The organism is Desulfurobacterium sp. TC5-1, from assembly GCF_000421485.1.
Taxonomy (GTDB): Bacteria; Aquificota; Aquificia; order Desulfurobacteriales; family Desulfurobacteriaceae; genus Desulfurobacterium_A.
The window spans coordinates 352,356-369,232 of the sequence record NZ_ATXC01000001.1 but is presented as its reverse complement, the minus strand read 5'-3'; the positions used below and the strand labels follow the sequence as shown (position 1 = coordinate 369,232).

The following is a 16,877-nucleotide window of genomic DNA, read 5'->3' as shown; positions in this document are numbered from 1 at the left end:
AATATTTCTAATGCTAAATCTTTATCAGGAGAAGTTGCCATGGAAGAGATACTTTCAAAGATAGACCATTCAATCCTCAAAGCAACCACAACGGAAGATGATGTAGTGAAAGGTGCCGAACTAACAAGGAAGTTTAACTTTGCAACACTGTGCATTTTGCCAAAACACGTCAAGTTTGCAGCAACGCTTCTCCCTACCGAAAAGATAGCCACCGTCATCGGATTCCCATTACATGGAGTCGCATTCCGTTCCATAGTTGTTGAAACAGAAAAAGCCATAAGTGATGGAGCAAATGAACTGGATGTCGTACTGAACATCTCTTTAGTAAAAGAAAAAAGGTGGCAAAAATTGGAAAAAGAACTGTCACAAATAAGAGAAATCAGCGAAAACCACATAATAAAGCTGATAATGGAATGCTGCTACCTTACAGAAGAGGAAAAAATTACGGTAGGACAAATTGCCGTTGATACAGGCTGGGATTTTTTAAAAACTTCAACAGGGTACGGAAAGTACGGTGCAACTGTTGATGATGTCAAACTTCTAAAAACGATAGCAAGGAAGAAGGCTAAAGTTAAAGCTTCAGGTGGAATAAGAACACTTGACGATGTCTTAAAATTTATACTTGCAGGTGCCGATAGAATAGGGACAAGTTCCGGAGAAAGGATAGCCAATGAAATCATGCATAGTGGGAAAGTTTGAAAGTTTTCACCGGGGCCATCAGAAATTAATCAGAGAAGCAAAAAAGTTAGCTGACACCGTTGAAATTCTATCAATATGGCCACCACCAGGAAACAAAAATCCGCTCTTCACAGAAAGAGAGAGAGAATATCTGGCAAGAAAGTTCAACGTGCAGCTTCACAACATAAATTTTGAGAAGATAAAAGAACTATCTCCAGAAGAGTTTTTTATCTTCCTTGAAAACTGTAACTGCAACTTATTAGTGGTTGGTGTTGACTGGAAGTTTGGCAAAAACAGAAGTGGTGATGTAAAAACGGCAGAAACCCTGGGAAAAAAGTACGGGATAAAAGTAGTATCTATCCCACCTGTTATTGAAAATGGAAAAAAGATAAGCACTTCATGGATAAAAGAGCTACTGGAAAATGGACAAATTAAGAAGGCAAATCACCTCTTGGGTTTCAATTTCTTCGTTATAGGCATTTCTGTAAAAGGACAAGGAATAGGAAAAACGTTGGGATTCCCAACTGTGAACATTGAACCAGAAAAAATACTTGTAATACCATTTGGTGTTTACGAAGTGAACATGAAATACGACGGCAAAACCTTCAAAGGCATAGCAAACTACGGCGTAAGACCCACTTTCAAAGGTGTAAATCCCACTTTAGAAGTCCACATAATAGGTGAGGATTTAGAGGTCAAAGAAAAATCCACCGTAAAAGTGGACTTTATAGACTTTATACGGGAAGAGAGAAAGTTTAAATCTGTTGAAGAGCTGAAAAAACAGATTAAATTAGACGTGGACAGAATTCTAAACAAGTAACGGAGGGAACTTTGAGCGAAACACCTTTTAAATCAGGTTATGTTGCAATACTTGGAAGACCAAACGTAGGAAAATCAACACTTTTAAACAGTTTCCTGGGAACAAAAGTGGCGATAGTCACAGACAAACCGCAAACCACAAGACATAGAATTGTAGGTGTAAAACATTTAGACAACGCACAGGTTGTCTTCCTTGACACACCCGGAATTCACAAGGAAAAATTTGAACTTAACAAATACATGAACGAGGTGGCCTTCAGCGTAATACCGGATGCTGACATAATACTTTTCCTCATAGATGCAAGGACAGGTCTTACAGAAGCTGACAGAAAAATTCTTGACAAAATTGGAGAAACAAAGAGAAAAGAGACAAAAGTTTTTGTTGTAATAAACAAAATTGACGGCGTACCAAAGGAAGAGCTGCTTCCACTCATTGAAGAGATAAACGAAAATTACCCATTTGTTGATGAGATAGTACCAATATCAGCAGCAAGAGGCACAAACCTTGACAGGCTTCTTGAGCTAATTATTGAAAACCTTCCAGAAGGTCCAAAATACTATGAAGAAAACATGGTAACAGACATGCCCCTTGAACAGTATGTTGCTGAAATAATAAGGGAAAAAATAATGCTTCTTACATCGCAGGAAATTCCTCACGCCGTTACGGTAAACGTGATAAGCATAGAACCGGGCGATAAAAACCCAAACATGTTGGTCATTGATGCAGATATTATCGTTGAAAGACCTTCTCAAAAAGCAATAGTAATCGGCAAGAATGGACAAAAGTTAAAGAAAATAGGAACACTTGCCAGGCAGGAACTTGAACAAATTTTAGGAAAGAAGATATACCTTAGACTCTGGGTAAAGGTCAAAGAAGACTGGCGAGACAGAGCAGACTACCTTAGAAGGCTTGGCTATGGCTTCTAAAATAAGGCTTGATAGATTTCTATCAGAAAGCGGCTACGGAACGAGGAAAGAAGTAAAACAGATGATAAAAAAGGGAATCGTCGAAGTAAACAGTGTTTCTGCTAAAGACCCTTCCTTTAAGGTAGACCCGGAGAAAGATTCCGTCACCGTTGAAGGCGAAGATGTTTTCCACACAGATGAGTTTTACATAATGCTCAACAAACCTGAAGGGTACATAACCTCAACAAAAGATAGAGAACTTACCGTTATGGAACTTATCTGCGACATTCCCCGATTTGAAAACCTTTTTCCTGTCGGAAGGCTGGACAAAGACACTACAGGACTCCTCCTTATAACAAACGATGGCGAACTTGCCCACAGGTTAACCCATCCAAAGTGGAAAGTGCCAAAAGTTTACATTGCAACTGTTAAAGGTAAACTTTCAGAAAAAGAGATAGAAAAACTTGAAAAGGGAATTAACCTTGGTGACTTTGTAACAAAACCGGCAAAAGTTAAAGTCATAACTGAAGAGGAAACGACATCAGAAGTTGAGATTGAAATAAAGGAAGGAAAATACCACCAGGTAAAAAGAATGTTTGAAAAGGTGGGACACCCTGTCATAAAACTCCGCAGAACTTCATTTGGACCTTTAAAACTTGGCAATCTCCCCGAAGGTGAATATAGATTTTTAACAGACAAAGAGATAGAGAAGTTGAAGAGAGCAACGGGACTGCTCCCTTAGCAGTCCCTTATATCAGTTAAGGAAAACGTTTAATTTCTTCTTAAGGGCGTACTCTTTCATCTTCTTCTTTGCTCTTGTCTCAAGTTGCCTTACCCTTTCCCTTGAAATACCGAGTTTTTCACCTATCTCTCTTAAAGTTTTAGGATCGTTGCCGTCAAGGCCAAAACGCATGATGATTATCCTTTTTTCCTGAGGTGTAAGCTGCTCAAGCATCTCTTCAATGCTGTGTTTAAGCTCTTCCTGAACAACTTTTTCCTCTACTTCAGCAGTTCCTTCACCTTTGAGAAAGTCTTTAAAAGTTGTGTCTTCCTCATCGCCAACAGGTGTATCAAGAGAAAGCGGTACCTGGCAAACAGTAAGAAGCCTCTCTATGTCTTTCGCTTCCATTCCAAGGTAATCTGCAAGTTCCTCTGTCGTCGGCTCTCTCCCTAACTTTTTGAGAAGCTCACCGTAAGAGCGTGTAATCTTGTTCACTAAAACTGCCTGCTTAACGGGAATCTTAACAGCACCCGTCTGCTGGGCAAGGGCTTGCATGATTGACTGTCTTATCCACCATACAGCGTAAGATATAAACTTAACCCCTTTATCCGGGTCAAAGCGCCGTGCTGCCTCTATAAGTCCCAAAATCCCCTCAGCAATCAGATCGTGAAGCGGCAAGCCGCAACCAAGATATTTTTTCGCAACACTTACAACAAACCTCAGGTTTGATTCAACCAGCTTTTTAAGGGCTTCCTGGTCACCTTCCTTCGCCCTTTTTGCATACTCAAGCTCTTCTTCCCTTGACAGAAGAGGAATTTTAGAAATAGCCTTAAGAAAGGCGTCAAGTGAATCCTTATCAGGAACGAATGATTCAATAAGAGAAGGGTCTATTTCAGCATTCAAAATAGATGTATCATCAAAAGGGTTTGCATTTTCGTCTATATTTTCAAGTAAAAATTCATCATCACCGAAAACAAACTCTTTTTTTCCCATAATCACACTCCTTCAGAAAACCTTTTTAAGGTTAGAGGGGAAATTTTATACGAAGGAATTAGAAATTCCAAGCCCCCATAAACTATTTTAACATATTAAAAATTACTTGTTCAATAACGGGGCTAAGCCCCGCAGATTACTCTTCCGCCTTCAAAACAACAAAGAATGAAAATCCATTTCTGTAAACTTTAAGCAGAATACCATTGTCCTTCGCCTTTTCAACAAGTTTGGCAAAAGCCTCAACACTCTTCACGGGTTTAAGGTTTTGAGGTTCCGTTCCCGCACTGACTATAACGTCACCCTCTTTAAGTCCAGCGTCATCAGCAGGTGAACCGGGCTTAATGTCCGTAATCACAAGACCAGAAATGTTGTCCGGAATACCAAGTTTCTGTTTTAACTCTGGCGTTAGCTTTTGAACTGACAATCCAAGTGTTGAAAGAGCATCAGCTACCATCTCGTGTTGTGGCATCTGTCCAATTTTGACGGTAATTGTCTCTCTTCTACCATTCCTTATTATGCCAAGTCTAACTCTATCACCGGGTTTTGTGTTAACCACCTTAAGTTGAAGGTCGGAAACACCTTTAACCTGTTCACCGTTATAAGTAACAATTATGTCTCCACTCTTTAACCCTGCCCTGTACGCCGGACTATCCTTTATAACTTTTGTAACAATAACCCCTGACTTGATACCAAATTTAGCCGCAACTTCAGGCGAAACATCCTCAATGTAAACTCCAAGCCACCCTCTTATAACCTTACCGTACTTAAGCAAATCGTGCATAACTTTTTTTGCTATGTTTATGGGCACAGCAAAACCAAGACCCTGAGCATTCCTTACAATTGCAGTGTTGATACCTATAACATTTCCGTAAATATCACAGAGAGGGCCGCCACTGTTACCCGGATTGATGGCAGCGTCTGTTTGAATGAAGTTTTCTATTGGATTCAACCCAAGACCGTGCCTTCCCTTTGCAGAAATAATACCGTGAGTCACAGAACCGTCCAACCTGTAAGGATTACCAATAGCAATAACAAGCTCACCTATTTTTATCTTGTCAGAATCACCAAGCTTTGCCACAGGAACCTTTTTATTACCAACCTTAATTTTTATCAGCGCAACATCTGTTTTAGGATCAGCCCCTACAACCTTTGCCGTATAAACATCTCCATTGTAGAGTTTTACACGAATCTTTTTGGCTTTATCTATTACATGGTTGTTTGTAAGAATATAAGCCCAGCCGTTTTTTACTTTAACGATAAACCCTGAACCAAGAGATTTTCTCTCAAACTCTCTTGGCATATCAGGAAACTGAGGCATCGGAAAACCAAACTCTCTGAAGAAATCCCTGAATTCAGGCGGAATGGTGGGATGCTGAAATTTAACGGTTGAAACAGAAGTAATGTCAACAACTGCCGGTCTAACCTTCTCCGCAACAGACTCGATAACTTTTTGGAGAGAAAGAGCAACTTTATAATCTTCAGGTGTTACGTTAACCTGAGCCTTTACAGGCGTTAAAAAAGATACCGCTGCAGCAGTAGTGAGCACCGCCACTTTTAAGAGCTGTCTTGTGTTCATCGCTTACCTCCTTCTTTGTGCAGTTTTTTATTATTTTTATACTGCAACTTATTGTAAACCTTCTTTTAGCTTAGCTACAACTTCTCTAACCTTTTTCTCGCTTAAAACTCTTTTAGCACCGATAAACCTCTTTCTAAAATATCTGCTATCAAGAGAAGATATTGCAAGCCCGTGGTTTGAAGAAGAAAAATGGACAAACTTGCCATCTCCGATGTAGATGCCAACGTGAGAAGGAAATCTTGCATACGTTCTGAAAAAGACAAGATCACCAACTTTCAAATGCTCTCTATCAACGGGAACGCCAACATTAAACTGCCCTCTTGCCGTCCTGGGTAGAGATATACCTAACTTCCTATAGACTCTCATCGTAAAGGAAGAACAGTCAAGCCCGCGAGACGGGTTGTTGTAGCCAAAAACGTAAGGAGTGTTCTTGTAACGCTTAAATATAGTTGCAAGTATCTTTAAAAGAGAACTTTTATACTGAGGCAAATTCAAAATTGAAAGGCTCCAGTTATCGTATGGAACATCAAGGGGCGTTGATATAGCGTCAGAAAGGAGCTCCGATTCTGTCTCTACAGTGTCTGTAATGGAATAAATATCCTGAGGATTAAGCTCTGAAAGTGTTTTTACTGCCAGTTCCCTTTCAGAGGCTTCCGAAAGTTCTCTCGCCTCCGTTTCAAGTAGATTTATCGTGGCAACGCTCTTTTTCGGCTTTGCAAACCGGCTTCTACCGGGAACAATTAAACGCTGGCCGGGCCTTAAAAGTTTTCCTCTTATACCATTCAGGCGTCTTATTGTCTCAACAGTTGTATGGTATTTGCGGGCTATTTTGTAGAGGGAATCGCCTCTTCTAACAACATATAAATCTGCCCTTGCAGTTACCGGCAGAACGCATAAAGCTACAGCAATTAACAACTTCCTCACCATTTTCCCTCCCTTAACCCACATTACCATAACATAAATTAACAGATTTGTAAAGGCCTGAAACCTTTTAAGCCTCAGGCCTTATTTCCACTTTCTTCTATCTGGCTTTCAACATATTTAAAATAGTTAAATATACCGTCAACCGTTGCATCTTCTATTCTGGAAATAAGTTCCTCAAACAGTATAAACGCCTCCTTCTTAAACTCAACAATTGGATCTTTCTGAGCGTAACCCCTCCAGCCAATACTCTCTTTTATGTGGTCTAACGCTCTCAAGTGCTGTCTCCAGTAGTGATCAAGTGTCTGAAGCATAATGAGACGCTCTATCTCTCTCAACTGCTGGCTTCCTATGAGTTTTTCCTTTTCTTCATACTCCTTTACAAGTCTATCGTAAATGAGATGGAATAGTTTATCTCTCTCATCAACCGCACCTTCAACTTTCATCTCCATAAGTTCTTTAAACGACGAAGGGATATCAAACTCAAGACCGAAACGAAGTTCTAATGCCCTCTTCAATCCTTCGAAATCCCATTCATCAGGAATAATATTTTCCGGAGCATAAAGGTCTATAAGCTTCCAAACAACCTCTTCAATCATGTAGAGAATATCCTCTTTAAAGTTTTCTCCATCAAGCAGTTTATTCCTCTGCTCATAAATTACCTTTCTCTGAACGTTGTAAACCTCATCGTACTCTAAAAGTCTCTTTCTTATCTGGAAGTTCTGGTCCTCAACCCTTTTCTGTGCATTTTCAAGGGCTTTTGAAACCATCTTGTGTGTTATTGGCTCGTCATCCGGAACGTTCATCATTTCCATTAACTTCTTAATTCTGTCAGAACCGAAAAGTCTCAAAAGATCATCTTCAAGAGAGAGGAAAAATCTTGATTCTCCGGGGTCCCCCTGTCTCCCTGCACGACCTCTCAACTGATTGTCTATACGACGGGCCTCGTTTCTTTCAGTTCCTATGATGTAAAGGCCGCCAAGCTCTATAACCTTTTTCTTTTCTTCTTCCGTTATCTTCTTAAACTTTTCCGTTTCCTCTTTAAGAAGTTCCTCGTACTTTTCTTCACCTACCTTTTCCGGCGTTATTCCCCTCTTCTTAAGTTCCTGCCTGGCCATATATTCAGGATTGCCACCAAGAAGAATGTCCGTTCCACGACCAGCCATGTTTGTTGCTATCGTAACAGCACCAAGCCTCCCAGCCTGGGCAACAATCTCCGCTTCCCTCTCATGATATTTAGCGTTAAGAACGTTGTGTGGAATTCCTTTTTTCTTTAAAAGCATGGATAGATATTCTGAAGCTTCAATAGAGTTTGTTCCAACAAGAACAGGTCTTCCCCTTTTGTAGTTTTTCTCTATCTCCTTAACAACAGCATCGTACTTTGCCTTCATTGTTTTATAGATAACGTCTGGATGGTCTATTCTTATAACCGGTTTATTGGTAGGAATAACAACAACATCAAGTCCGTAAATCTCTTTCAGTTCTGCCGCTTCCGTTTCCGCTGTACCGGTCATTCCAGCAAGCTTTTTGTAGAGACGGAAGTAATTCTGAATCGTTATCGTTGCAAGTGTCTGGTTTTCAGCCTCTATCTTAACCTTCTCTTTTGCCTCTACAGCCTGATGGAGACCGTCACTCCAGCGTCTTCCCGGCATTATCCTCCCTGTGAATTCATCTACGATAATTACCTTGCCATCTTTTACAACGTAATCAACATCCTTTTTAAAAAGGTGGTGAGCCCTCAGAGACTGTATAATTCCGTGGAGCAGGTCAGCAAATTTAGGATCATAGAGATTAAAATCTTTTATACCCGTCATTTTCGTAACAATTTTTTCAACTTCTCTTATCCCCTCATCTGTTAAAACAGCAGTTTTGTTCTTTTCATCAACGGTAAAGTGCTTCTCTTTTTTAAGCTGTCTAACGATAGAATCGGCAATGTAGTAGATATCAACATTTTCCTCTGAAGGACCAGAGATAATTAGCGGCGTTCTTGCTTCGTCAATCAAAATAGAATCGGCTTCGTCAACTATCGCGTAGAAAAGCTCTCTCTGAACCCTTTCATCCTTTGAAAACGCCATGTTGTCACGGAGGTAATCAAATCCAAATTCACTGTTGGTTCCGTATGTTACATCCCTTAAATACATCTCTTTTCTTTCCGGCTTTTCCATGCTGTTCTGAAGATAACCAACAGTTATGCCAAGGTAGTTATAGACAGGACCCATCCACTCTGCATCCCTCTTGGCGAGGTAATCGTTAACGGTAACAACGTGAACACCCTTTCCTGCAAGTGCGTTAAGATAAACGGGAAGCGTTGCCACCAACGTTTTACCTTCACCGGTCTTCATCTCAGCAACTTTCCCCTGATGAAGAACCATACCACCTATAAGCTGTACATCGTAGTGCCTCATTCCAAGAGTTCTCTTTGCAGCTTCACGAACGGCTGCAAAAGCCTCAGGCAGAATCCTGTCCATGTATTTAAACTGTTCTTTTACATCCTTTATCTTGGAAAGTTCTTCCTTCCATTTAGCCGTGAGGGCTTGAAGCTCTTCTTTACTCTTCTTCTCAAACTCAGGTTCCAGCGCATTTATTTTCTCGACAATCGGCTTCATTTTTTTAACTGCTCTTTCGTTTTTACTGCCAAAAAGCTTCGTAAGAACAATATCTATCATTTAAGACCTCCTGATTTTTTCTAAATTTATCGCAGGTGATTGAAAAGATGAAAATAGCATATGAATTTAAATAAGAGGTGACGCACGAGGCGGGAGAGCTCTTTTCGTGAAAGAACAGAAAAATAACGGCGAATTTTCAGAAAAGGTATAAATGGAATCTGTTTCATGCTTGGAACGTTTTGAGGCGGAAAAGAAAGATATCTTTTCTAATCTAAGTTCAATTTCTTTTTTAATGCTAACAACAGCAACCGTTTCTACAGAAGAGCCAACTGGCGAAAAAACCTCTACCGGCGCTTCTCCGCAGGTAAAAACGGTCAAAAAGATAAATCCAACTATAATCGTATTAATTCTGAACTTTTTCATGGCGATTTAAAGATACACCAATAAGTGGAAAGTGTCAAAATATTTGGATGGAACGGCGGGAAACGTTTCCCGCCGTTAAGCTACTATAGTCCCAATTTTCTCTCTATTTCAGCAACCGCCTTTCTTGTCTTTAAAAGGGCATCTGGATTGATAGATATGGTGTCTATACCTTTTTCTACTAAAAATTCTGCAAATTCCGGATAGTCAGAAGGGGCCTGCCCGCATATTCCAACCTTGCGACCTAACTTTTTAGCCTTTTCTATAACGGAAGCAACCATAAACTTAACAGCCTCGTTCCTCTCATCGTATATAGAAGCAACAAGCTCTGAATCTCTATCAAGTCCAAGTGTTAGCTGCGTAAGATCGTTTGAACCTATCGAGAAACCGTCAAAAATCTCTGAGAATCTCTCAGCAAGAATAACGTTAGAAGGAATCTCGCACATCACGTAAACCTTTAAACCGTTTTTTCCCCTCTCAAGTCCATATTCTTTCATTACCTCAAGAACTTTTCTGCCCTCTTCGGGCGTACGACAAAATGGAATCATAACAATCACATTATCAAGACCCATCTCTTCTCTAACCCTTTTTATAGCAATACACTCAAGACCAAAAGCCTTTCTAAACTTTTCTGAATAGTACCTTGATGCACCCCGCCATCCAAGCATCGGGTTTTCTTCCTTAGGTTCAAAGTAAGAACCGCCTAAAAGATTTGCATACTCGTTTGATTTGAAATCGGAAAATCTGACTATAACAGGTTTTGGATAGAAAGCAGCCGCTATCCTGGCAATTCCGTAGGAAAGTTTATCAACGTAAAAATCAACTAAATTATCGTATCCAAACGTTCTCTCATTTATAACTTTAGCAACTTCCGGATCCCTTTCTGCAATAAAGTCAAAGTGCAAAAGAGCAAGAGGGTGGATACCGATGTAATTATTTATTATAAATTCCTCTCTTGCAAGGCCTACACCATCATTCGGCAAAAAGGAAAGTTCAAAAGCCTTTTCTGGTGTTGCAACGTTAAACATGATTGGTGTTTTAACCTCGGGAATTTCAGAAATATCAACCTCTTCAACGGAATACGGTATCTCACCATCATAGACATATCCGTCGCTCCCCTCTGCACAGGAGACAGTAACTGTCTGACCATCTGATAGAAGATCAAGTGCGCCTTTAGCTCCAACAACTGCAGGAACACCAAGTTCTCTCGCAACAATGGCAGCATGACAGGTTCTTCCGCCTCTTTCAGTAACAATAGCGGCTGCTTTCTTCATAATAGGTTCCCAGTCAGGATCTGTTATCTCGGCAACAAGTATCTCACCTTCTTTAAAACTTGAAGCATCTTCAGGGGATGAAAGCTTTCTAACTTTTCCACTTGCTATTTTGTTCCCGACAGCAATTCCTTTAAGGATTCGCCTCTCCTCTCTCTCTTCCCGGGGAAGTTCTATTTTATAAACAGTGAGTTTACTCCTGTCTTTCCTTGACTGAACAGTTTCTGGACGAGCCTGAACAATAAAAAGCTCCCCACTTATCCCATCCTTTGCCCACTCAACATCCATGGGACACCATCTACCGTGAAGCTCTGAATAGTGTTCTTCTATCTTTAGAACCCAATCAGCAAGCTTTAAAACTTCTTCATCCGAAAGGCAAAACCTTTTTCTTTCTTCCTCAGGAACAATATCCACTACAGTTCCCTCACCGTCGTCTGTGTAGATAAGTTTTTTCTCTTTATCCCCAAGTTTTCTCTCTATTATTGCCCTGTAACCTTTCTTTAAAGTTGGCTTAAAAACCAAAAATTCATCTGGAACAACCTCACCACCAACTATCAACTCACCAAGGCCGTAAATACCCGTTATCAAAACAACATCCTTAAATCCCGTTTCTGTATCGAGAGAAAAACAGACCCCAGAAGCACCAAGGTCAGAACGAACCATTTTCTGAACACCCACCGAAATACCTACTTTAAAGTGATCAAAACCAAAACTTTCGCGGTAAGATATGGCTCTCGCCGTGAAAAGTGAAGCGAAACAACGCTTTACCGCATCAAGAAGGGCAGATTCCCCTCTTATATTTAGATAGGTATCCTGCTGGCCGGCAAACGACGCATCCGGAAGATCCTCAGCCGTAGCAGAAGAACGAACGGCAACATCAACGTTTTCCATGTTGTACTTCTCACCAAGAGCACGGTAGTACTCAAGGATTTCTTTCTCCATATTTTCAGGAAATTTCCCTTCCCTTATAAGAGCCCTTATAACACCGGCTTTTCTTTGAAGATCCTCAACATCTTTAATGTCAATAGAGCTTATAACTTCTATTATCTTATCCCTCAGGTTGTTAAAATCTACAAATCTAAAGTAAGCATGAGCTGTCACGACAAAACCGTCAGGTACGTTAATTCCTTTTGAAGAAAGTGCATTAAGCATTTCCCCCAGAGAGGCATTCTTTCCCCCTACAAGATGAACATCCTCCAGAGTCACCTCCCTTAACCAGAGAACGTCTCTATTGTCCATTTTCAAAAACCCTCCATATTTATAGTAGGTGTCTTATAATGCAATTATAACTTTTACAGAACATTCTATAAGGGAGGAACCATGAAAAAGATAGCAGCCCTCACTGTCGCAATACTGCTGTTGGTTACCGGAATACCGCAAAAAAGCCATGCCGAGGAAAACGCAACAGGTAAAACAAAGACATCTTTCAATCTTCCGGGGAATCAGTGGCGCGTAGGACTTGATACCATCATTGCAGGAAGAATTGAGAGAAACGACAACGGTACTCCAAAGTACCTTTTCGGAATAAGTGCCGGATTAGGATTCGCCTTCAGATACTATTTCACCGTAAAAGATGAACTGCAGGCGGTCCATCCATACCTTGAAGGGGGAACAACCATGGTAATTTATCCATACTTCGGCGGCGGTGCAGAGTACGACCTTCCAGACGGGAACGACCCTACAGGCGAAAGTGGTGTCTTTTCTGTAGGTGGTGGATTATACTTCTTCAGCAAGCTCTTTGGTGCCAACTTTGTCCCACTACCAGTAATAACCATTTCTTACAGTTTCAAATAAGATGGAAGTGGGTCACCTCTACGTACATGTACCATTTTGCCGGACAAAATGTCCCTACTGTGATTTCTACTCTACAACAGGTAAAGTAGAACCTGAATGTTATCTAAATCTACTAAAAGAAGAACTTAAATTGAAAAAACTAAGGGTAAAGCCTAAAACCATATATTTTGGGGGAGGTACTCCCTCCCTAATGCCACCTTCATTTTTTGAGCATATAATCTCCTTATTCCCGGAAGCAGAAGAGATAACTGTAGAAGTCAATCCTGACGATGTAAACCATGAATACCTTAAAGGTTTAAAATCTGCTGGTGTAAACAGAATAAGTCTTGGAATACAAACTTTTGACGACTCACTTTTAAAAATCCTAAAAAGAAGACACACGGGAACAAAAGGAATTAAAAGTATAGAAACAGCAATATCTATTTTTGATAATGTTTCCATAGACCTGATTTTCGGGATTCCGGGACAGGACGAAAAAAGTATGGAGAAAGACCTTAAAACCCTCATGAAATTTCCATTAAAACACGTGTCAACTTACGCTTTAACCATTTACGAGAAAACCCCGTTCCATAGACTGTTTAAAGAAAAGAAATACGCTCTTCCTTCAGAAGAAACCTTCAGCAAATACTACTCACTGATAGTGGAGAAACTATCAACTGGCGGCTTTTACCAATACGAAATATCGAATTTCTCAAAACTCCAATTTGAGTGTAAACACAACCTTGCTTACTGGGATATGAAAAACTATCTCGGTATAGGTCCCTCTGCGGCCTCTTTACTTGCTAATAAATACCAAAAAAACGTAGATAACTACTTTGCCTATAAAAACGCCATCTCGTCTGGAAAAGTTATCTATAAAGAAGAGGTTAATTTGAGCAGAGAAGAAGTCTTTAAAATAAAACTTGCTATGGGATTAAGGAAAACAAACGGAGTCAATCTTAAAGTTGAAGAAGAAAAGGTAGTCAGAAACTCAATAGAAAAAAGCCCTTTCTTGCAAAATCTGTTAAACAGTAGAATACTTATACTTGAAAAAAGAAAACTTAAATTAAATCCCGAATTCTTGTTCGTATCAAGTTACTTGATAAGTAGAATAGGAGAAGAAATTATTTTTCCTGCATAACGAAATCTCTACAAAAGTTGCTATAATGTAGGTAGCTAATATTAACTGCAGGGTGGTAAATTAAATGACAATCCTTGGTATTGATACATGTCTTCCTCTTGGAAGCGTTGCACTTACCAATAATGAAAAAGTCTTATTTTCCAAAAGCTGGAATTATCCCAGAGAGCACTCCTCAAAAGTATTTGAAGCACTCAGCTCCATACTGGGCACTGGAAAAGGGAAATTTAACCCTATTGATCTTATAATATTTACATCTGGTCCAGGATCATTTACGGGAATCAGGATATGCCTATCCCTTGCAAAAGCTTTTAAAGCTGTAGTGGGTAAAGAGAAAATAGGCACCGTTTCTACATTGGAAGCCCTTTCCTTCAGCTTTTTGAGCGAGAATCTACCAGTTTTCGTTATAGTAGAAGGACGAAAAAACAAATACTACATTTACTGTCGAAAGAGAGATGAAGTAATCATTCCTCCTAAAGATCTTTCTGCAAAAGAGGTCATAAACGAAATTTCAAGGATTCCGGGAAATATGATAATAACCGGAAATTATAATGACCATTCAGAAATAGGAAACTTTATACAATCTTCAAGCAGGCTATTAGAAAGAAGGGCAAACACATCCCTTGCTCTAAATGCAGCCCTTTTTGCTTTAAAAATCGGATACAGAGAATCCCTTGAACCTATCTACATAAGGCAGCCAGATGCGAAACCTTCAAATAAGAGACTGGAAAATAAGTGACCTCAAGAAAATAGAGAACCTGAAAAAAGGACTTAACCTTATCCTTCCCGTATCCTCAAAAGAGTTCTTTTCTAACATATATAGGGGAAAAGTCGCCCTGATAGATGGAAAAATCGTCGGTTTTGTTTTATACTGGATAGTAGAAGATGAAGTTGAAATTCACGCTATTATTGTCAGCGAAAATTACAGGAGAAGGAGCATCGGAACAGCACTTATGACCTCTATTATAGAAGAACTAAAGAGAATCGGAAAACCCTTTACAATCTTTCTTGAAGTATCTGAGAAAAATTTTCCTGCAATAAACCTTTATAAAAAGTTCGGATTTAAAAAGGTCGCCGAAAGGAAAAAATACTATAGGAACGGGGATAACGCCCTCGTTCTCATGCTTAAAATAAACCCAACGGAGGTACAAGATGTACAGGGACGAAAACTTAAAGAAACTGGCAAGGGAGAAGTTCCACCACTTTGCAACCCTTGAAAAAAAACATCAGGAACTTGACGACATTATAGATAAAATGGAAAAAAAAGCCTTCCTGACACCTAAAGAGGAAGCAGAACTTGACAGGATGAAAAAGGAAAGATTAAAACTCAGAGACGAAATGGTTATGCTTATCAAAAAGGCTCAGGAGGCTGCAAACAATGAGAAGTGACGTTCTGAGAGAATTTGAAAAGCTACCTGCCCGTGCACTCATGATGGCAACAGGAATTAGAAGAGAAGACATCGATAAACCATTAATTGGAATAATTTCAAGCTACACAGACCTTGTTCCTGGTCATGCAGATATGTACGCACTTGAAAGGTTTATAGAAAGAGGAGTTGCTGCTGCCGGCGGCACTCCATTTATTGTTAGAGTTCCTGCTATATGCGACGGTATAGCAATGGGACATGAAGGAATGAGATTCTCTCTCCCTCTAAGAGAGATCATCGCTGATTCTGTTGAAGACGTCGTCAACGCACATCAACTTGACGGTATCGTTCTTCTAACGGCATGTGACAAAATAACCCCTGGAATGCTCATGGGAGCGGCAAGGGTAAACATTCCTGCAATAATCGTAACTGCAGGGCCAATGCTTGCAGGAAGGCGCGGGAAAGAGAGACTTGATCTCGTTACCCACACATTTGAAGCCATCGGAAAGTACAGAGCTGGTGAACTCTCATTGGAAGAACTCCTTGAATACGAACAAACAGCATGCCCATCCTCCGGTGCATGTCAGGGAATGTTCACTGCAAATACGATGGCTTGCTTATCAGAAGCTTTAGGAATGTCTCTCCCTTACTGCGGAACATCTCCGGCACCATTAGCAGAGAAAAAACGAATAGCTGAAGCATCTGGAGAAAGAATTGTAGAGCTCGTAAGGAAAGGTATAAAGGCAAGAGATATCATGACTCCAGAAGCCTTTAGAAACGCGATAAGAGTTGACCTTGCCCTTGGCGGTTCTACAAATACTGTTCTGCACCTTCCGGCAATAGCTTATGAAGCCGGTGTTCCTTTTGACATTAAACTCTTTGACGACTTAGGCCGAGAAACTCCAAAAATATGCAGCATGAGACCTGGCGGGAAATACCTTATGGAAGACCTCCACTATGCCGGTGGGATACCTGGCGTACTGAACAGACTGCAAACATTAATAGAAGACAACCCAACCGTCTCAGGAAAATCCATTAAGGAAGTAGCAGCAAATGGAAGAATATTTGACGAAGACGTCATAAGACCAATGGACAATCCTTATAAAAAAGAGGGAGGACTTGCAATTCTCTACGGGAATATTGCCCCGGAAGGCGCCGTTATTAAACAGGGTGCCGTTAGCGATAAGATGAAGGTATTCAAAGGTACCGCAAAGGTATTTAACTGCGAAGAAGATGCTATGAAAGCCGTGATGAACGGCGAAATTAAGCCTGGCCACGTTATAGTCATCAGATATGAAGGACCAAAAGGCGGTCCCGGCATGAGAGAAATGTTAGCAGTTACTGCTGCCGTCATGGGCATGGGACTTGGTGAATCCGTAGCCCTCATAACAGATGGAAGATTTTCCGGCGGAACACACGGTCCTTGCGTTGGACACATTTCACCTGAAGCTGCCGAAGGTGGCATCATAGGAATCATCGAGGACGGGGACGAAATATACCTTAACATTCCAGAGAGAAAACTTGAACTTTTAGTCCCGGAAGAAGAAATCAAGAAAAGACTTGAAACCTTTAAACCTCTCCAGAAAGAGGTTAAATCAAAACTTCTCAGGAAGTATGCAAAACTTGTATCTTCGGCTTCAAAAGGTGCAGTTCAGGAAATTTGAAATATAATATAGAGGGGAGCTTAA

Annotated in this window: 16 protein-coding genes; 10 read left to right on the top strand and 6 right to left on the bottom strand. The window is 40.3% G+C overall.

The features are described 5' to 3' along the window. Positions 1 to 39 precede the first annotated feature (39 nt). From deoC to H153_RS0101850, 4 genes are read left to right on the top strand one after another with little or no spacing between them, the layout of a single operon-like run. The gene (gene deoC / locus H153_RS0101865; protein WP_022846436.1) at positions 40 to 699 is read left to right on the top strand and encodes a deoxyribose-phosphate aldolase; all 660 of its coding nucleotides are present in this window, start codon (positions 40 to 42) and stop codon (positions 697 to 699) included. Next, complete coding sequence (gene ribF, locus H153_RS0101860) at positions 671 to 1,498, top strand: riboflavin biosynthesis protein RibF (RefSeq protein WP_022846435.1); 828 nt, start codon at positions 671 to 673, stop codon at positions 1,496 to 1,498. Before deoC ends, ribF begins: the two co-directional genes overlap by 29 nt. 11 nt (positions 1,499 to 1,509) lie before the next feature. Next, complete coding sequence (era, locus tag H153_RS0101855; protein WP_022846434.1) at positions 1,510 to 2,424, top strand: GTPase Era; 915 nt, start codon at positions 1,510 to 1,512, stop codon at positions 2,422 to 2,424. Continuing rightward, positions 2,414 to 3,145 (top strand): pseudouridine synthase, encoded by a 732-nt coding sequence (locus H153_RS0101850; protein ID WP_022846433.1) that lies wholly within the window; start codon positions 2,414 to 2,416, stop codon positions 3,143 to 3,145. Before era ends, H153_RS0101850 begins: the two co-directional genes overlap by 11 nt. 12 nt (positions 3,146 to 3,157) lie before the next feature. Here the strand turns inward: H153_RS0101850 and H153_RS0101845 are convergent, their stop codons facing one another. The 6 genes from H153_RS0101845 to ppsA form a co-directional block, all read right to left on the bottom strand. After that, the gene (locus H153_RS0101845; protein ID WP_022846432.1) at positions 3,158 to 4,117 is read right to left on the bottom strand and encodes an RNA polymerase sigma factor RpoD/SigA; all 960 of its coding nucleotides are present in this window, start codon (positions 4,115 to 4,117) and stop codon (positions 3,158 to 3,160) included. A 136-nt stretch (positions 4,118 to 4,253) separates the two neighbouring features. Beyond that, positions 4,254 to 5,693: a Do family serine endopeptidase gene (locus H153_RS0101840; protein WP_022846431.1), complete on the bottom strand. Its 1,440-nt coding sequence runs from the start codon at positions 5,691 to 5,693 to the stop codon at positions 4,254 to 4,256. Between the two features lie 48 nt (positions 5,694 to 5,741). After that, positions 5,742 to 6,620 carry a C40 family peptidase gene (locus H153_RS0101835; protein WP_231378246.1) on the bottom strand — a complete coding sequence of 293 codons (879 nt, stop codon included), beginning with the start codon at positions 6,618 to 6,620 and terminating at the stop codon, positions 5,742 to 5,744. Positions 6,621 to 6,691: 71 nt separating this feature from the next. After that, positions 6,692 to 9,280 carry a preprotein translocase subunit SecA gene (gene secA / locus H153_RS0101830; RefSeq protein ID WP_022846429.1) on the bottom strand — a complete coding sequence of 863 codons (2,589 nt, stop codon included), beginning with the start codon at positions 9,278 to 9,280 and terminating at the stop codon, positions 6,692 to 6,694. A 66-nt stretch (positions 9,281 to 9,346) separates the two neighbouring features. Further along, positions 9,347 to 9,643, bottom strand: a complete 297-nt coding sequence (locus H153_RS0101825) for a hypothetical protein (RefSeq protein WP_022846428.1) — start codon at positions 9,641 to 9,643, stop codon at positions 9,347 to 9,349. Positions 9,644 to 9,726: 83 nt separating this feature from the next. Further along, on the bottom strand, positions 9,727 to 12,150 hold the full coding sequence (gene ppsA / locus H153_RS0101820; RefSeq protein WP_022846427.1) for a phosphoenolpyruvate synthase: 2,424 nt from the start codon (positions 12,148 to 12,150) through the stop codon (positions 9,727 to 9,729). 81 nt (positions 12,151 to 12,231) lie between these two features. Between ppsA and H153_RS0101815 the strand changes: the two genes are divergently transcribed. The 6 genes from H153_RS0101815 (at position 12,232) to ilvD (ending at position 16,853) form a co-directional block, all read left to right on the top strand. Further along, a complete protein-coding gene (locus H153_RS0101815) occupies positions 12,232 to 12,705 on the top strand; it encodes a hypothetical protein (RefSeq protein ID WP_022846426.1) in 474 nt (157 codons plus the stop codon). Between the two features lies 1 nt (position 12,706). Next, positions 12,707 to 13,825 carry a radical SAM family heme chaperone HemW gene (hemW, locus tag H153_RS0101810; RefSeq protein WP_081638798.1) on the top strand — a complete coding sequence of 373 codons (1,119 nt, stop codon included), beginning with the start codon at positions 12,707 to 12,709 and terminating at the stop codon, positions 13,823 to 13,825. A gap of 64 nt (positions 13,826 to 13,889) precedes the next feature. After that, positions 13,890 to 14,561 carry a tRNA (adenosine(37)-N6)-threonylcarbamoyltransferase complex dimerization subunit type 1 TsaB gene (gene tsaB / locus H153_RS0101805; protein WP_022846424.1) on the top strand — a complete coding sequence of 224 codons (672 nt, stop codon included), beginning with the start codon at positions 13,890 to 13,892 and terminating at the stop codon, positions 14,559 to 14,561. Further along, entirely contained in the window at positions 14,524 to 15,039 is a 516-nt protein-coding gene (rimI, locus tag H153_RS08995; RefSeq protein ID WP_022846423.1) for a ribosomal protein S18-alanine N-acetyltransferase, read from the top strand. Before tsaB ends, rimI begins: the two co-directional genes overlap by 38 nt. Next, complete coding sequence (locus H153_RS0101795; RefSeq protein WP_022846422.1) at positions 14,975 to 15,211, top strand: YdcH family protein; 237 nt, start codon at positions 14,975 to 14,977, stop codon at positions 15,209 to 15,211. The genes rimI and H153_RS0101795 overlap by 65 nt, the downstream gene beginning before the upstream one ends. After that, the gene (gene ilvD, locus H153_RS0101790) at positions 15,201 to 16,853 is read left to right on the top strand and encodes a dihydroxy-acid dehydratase (RefSeq protein ID WP_022846421.1); all 1,653 of its coding nucleotides are present in this window, start codon (positions 15,201 to 15,203) and stop codon (positions 16,851 to 16,853) included. The genes H153_RS0101795 and ilvD overlap by 11 nt, the downstream gene beginning before the upstream one ends. The last annotated feature ends 24 nt before the right edge of the window (positions 16,854 to 16,877 follow it).

What these genes read in the sequence shown, in the direction of transcription:
- H153_RS0101845 (WP_022846432.1), bottom strand. Translation starts at nt 4,117, where the DNA reads ATGGGAAAAAAAGAGTTTGTTTTCGGTGATGATGAATTTTTACTTGAA.
- H153_RS0101825 (WP_022846428.1), bottom strand. Translation starts at nt 9,643, where the DNA reads ATGAAAAAGTTCAGAATTAATACGATTATAGTTGGATTTATCTTTTTG.
- H153_RS0101840 (WP_022846431.1), bottom strand. Translation starts at nt 5,693, where the DNA reads ATGAACACAAGACAGCTCTTAAAAGTGGCGGTGCTCACTACTGCTGCA.
- hemW (WP_081638798.1), top strand. Translation starts at nt 12,707, where the DNA reads ATGGAAGTGGGTCACCTCTACGTACATGTACCATTTTGCCGGACAAAA.
- H153_RS0101835 (WP_231378246.1), bottom strand. Translation starts at nt 6,620, where the DNA reads ATGGTGAGGAAGTTGTTAATTGCTGTAGCTTTATGCGTTCTGCCGGTA.
- H153_RS0101795 (WP_022846422.1), top strand. Translation starts at nt 14,975, where the DNA reads ATGTACAGGGACGAAAACTTAAAGAAACTGGCAAGGGAGAAGTTCCAC.
- rimI (WP_022846423.1), top strand. Translation starts at nt 14,524, where the DNA reads ATGCGAAACCTTCAAATAAGAGACTGGAAAATAAGTGACCTCAAGAAA.
- tsaB (WP_022846424.1), top strand. Translation starts at nt 13,890, where the DNA reads ATGACAATCCTTGGTATTGATACATGTCTTCCTCTTGGAAGCGTTGCA.
- deoC (WP_022846436.1), top strand. Translation starts at nt 40, where the DNA reads ATGGAAGAGATACTTTCAAAGATAGACCATTCAATCCTCAAAGCAACC.
- ilvD (WP_022846421.1), top strand. Translation starts at nt 15,201, where the DNA reads ATGAGAAGTGACGTTCTGAGAGAATTTGAAAAGCTACCTGCCCGTGCA.
- H153_RS0101815 (WP_022846426.1), top strand. Translation starts at nt 12,232, where the DNA reads ATGAAAAAGATAGCAGCCCTCACTGTCGCAATACTGCTGTTGGTTACC.
- ribF (WP_022846435.1), top strand. Translation starts at nt 671, where the DNA reads ATGAAATCATGCATAGTGGGAAAGTTTGAAAGTTTTCACCGGGGCCAT.
- H153_RS0101850 (WP_022846433.1), top strand. Translation starts at nt 2,414, where the DNA reads ATGGCTTCTAAAATAAGGCTTGATAGATTTCTATCAGAAAGCGGCTAC.
- ppsA (WP_022846427.1), bottom strand. Translation starts at nt 12,150, where the DNA reads ATGGACAATAGAGACGTTCTCTGGTTAAGGGAGGTGACTCTGGAGGAT.
- secA (WP_022846429.1), bottom strand. Translation starts at nt 9,280, where the DNA reads ATGATAGATATTGTTCTTACGAAGCTTTTTGGCAGTAAAAACGAAAGA.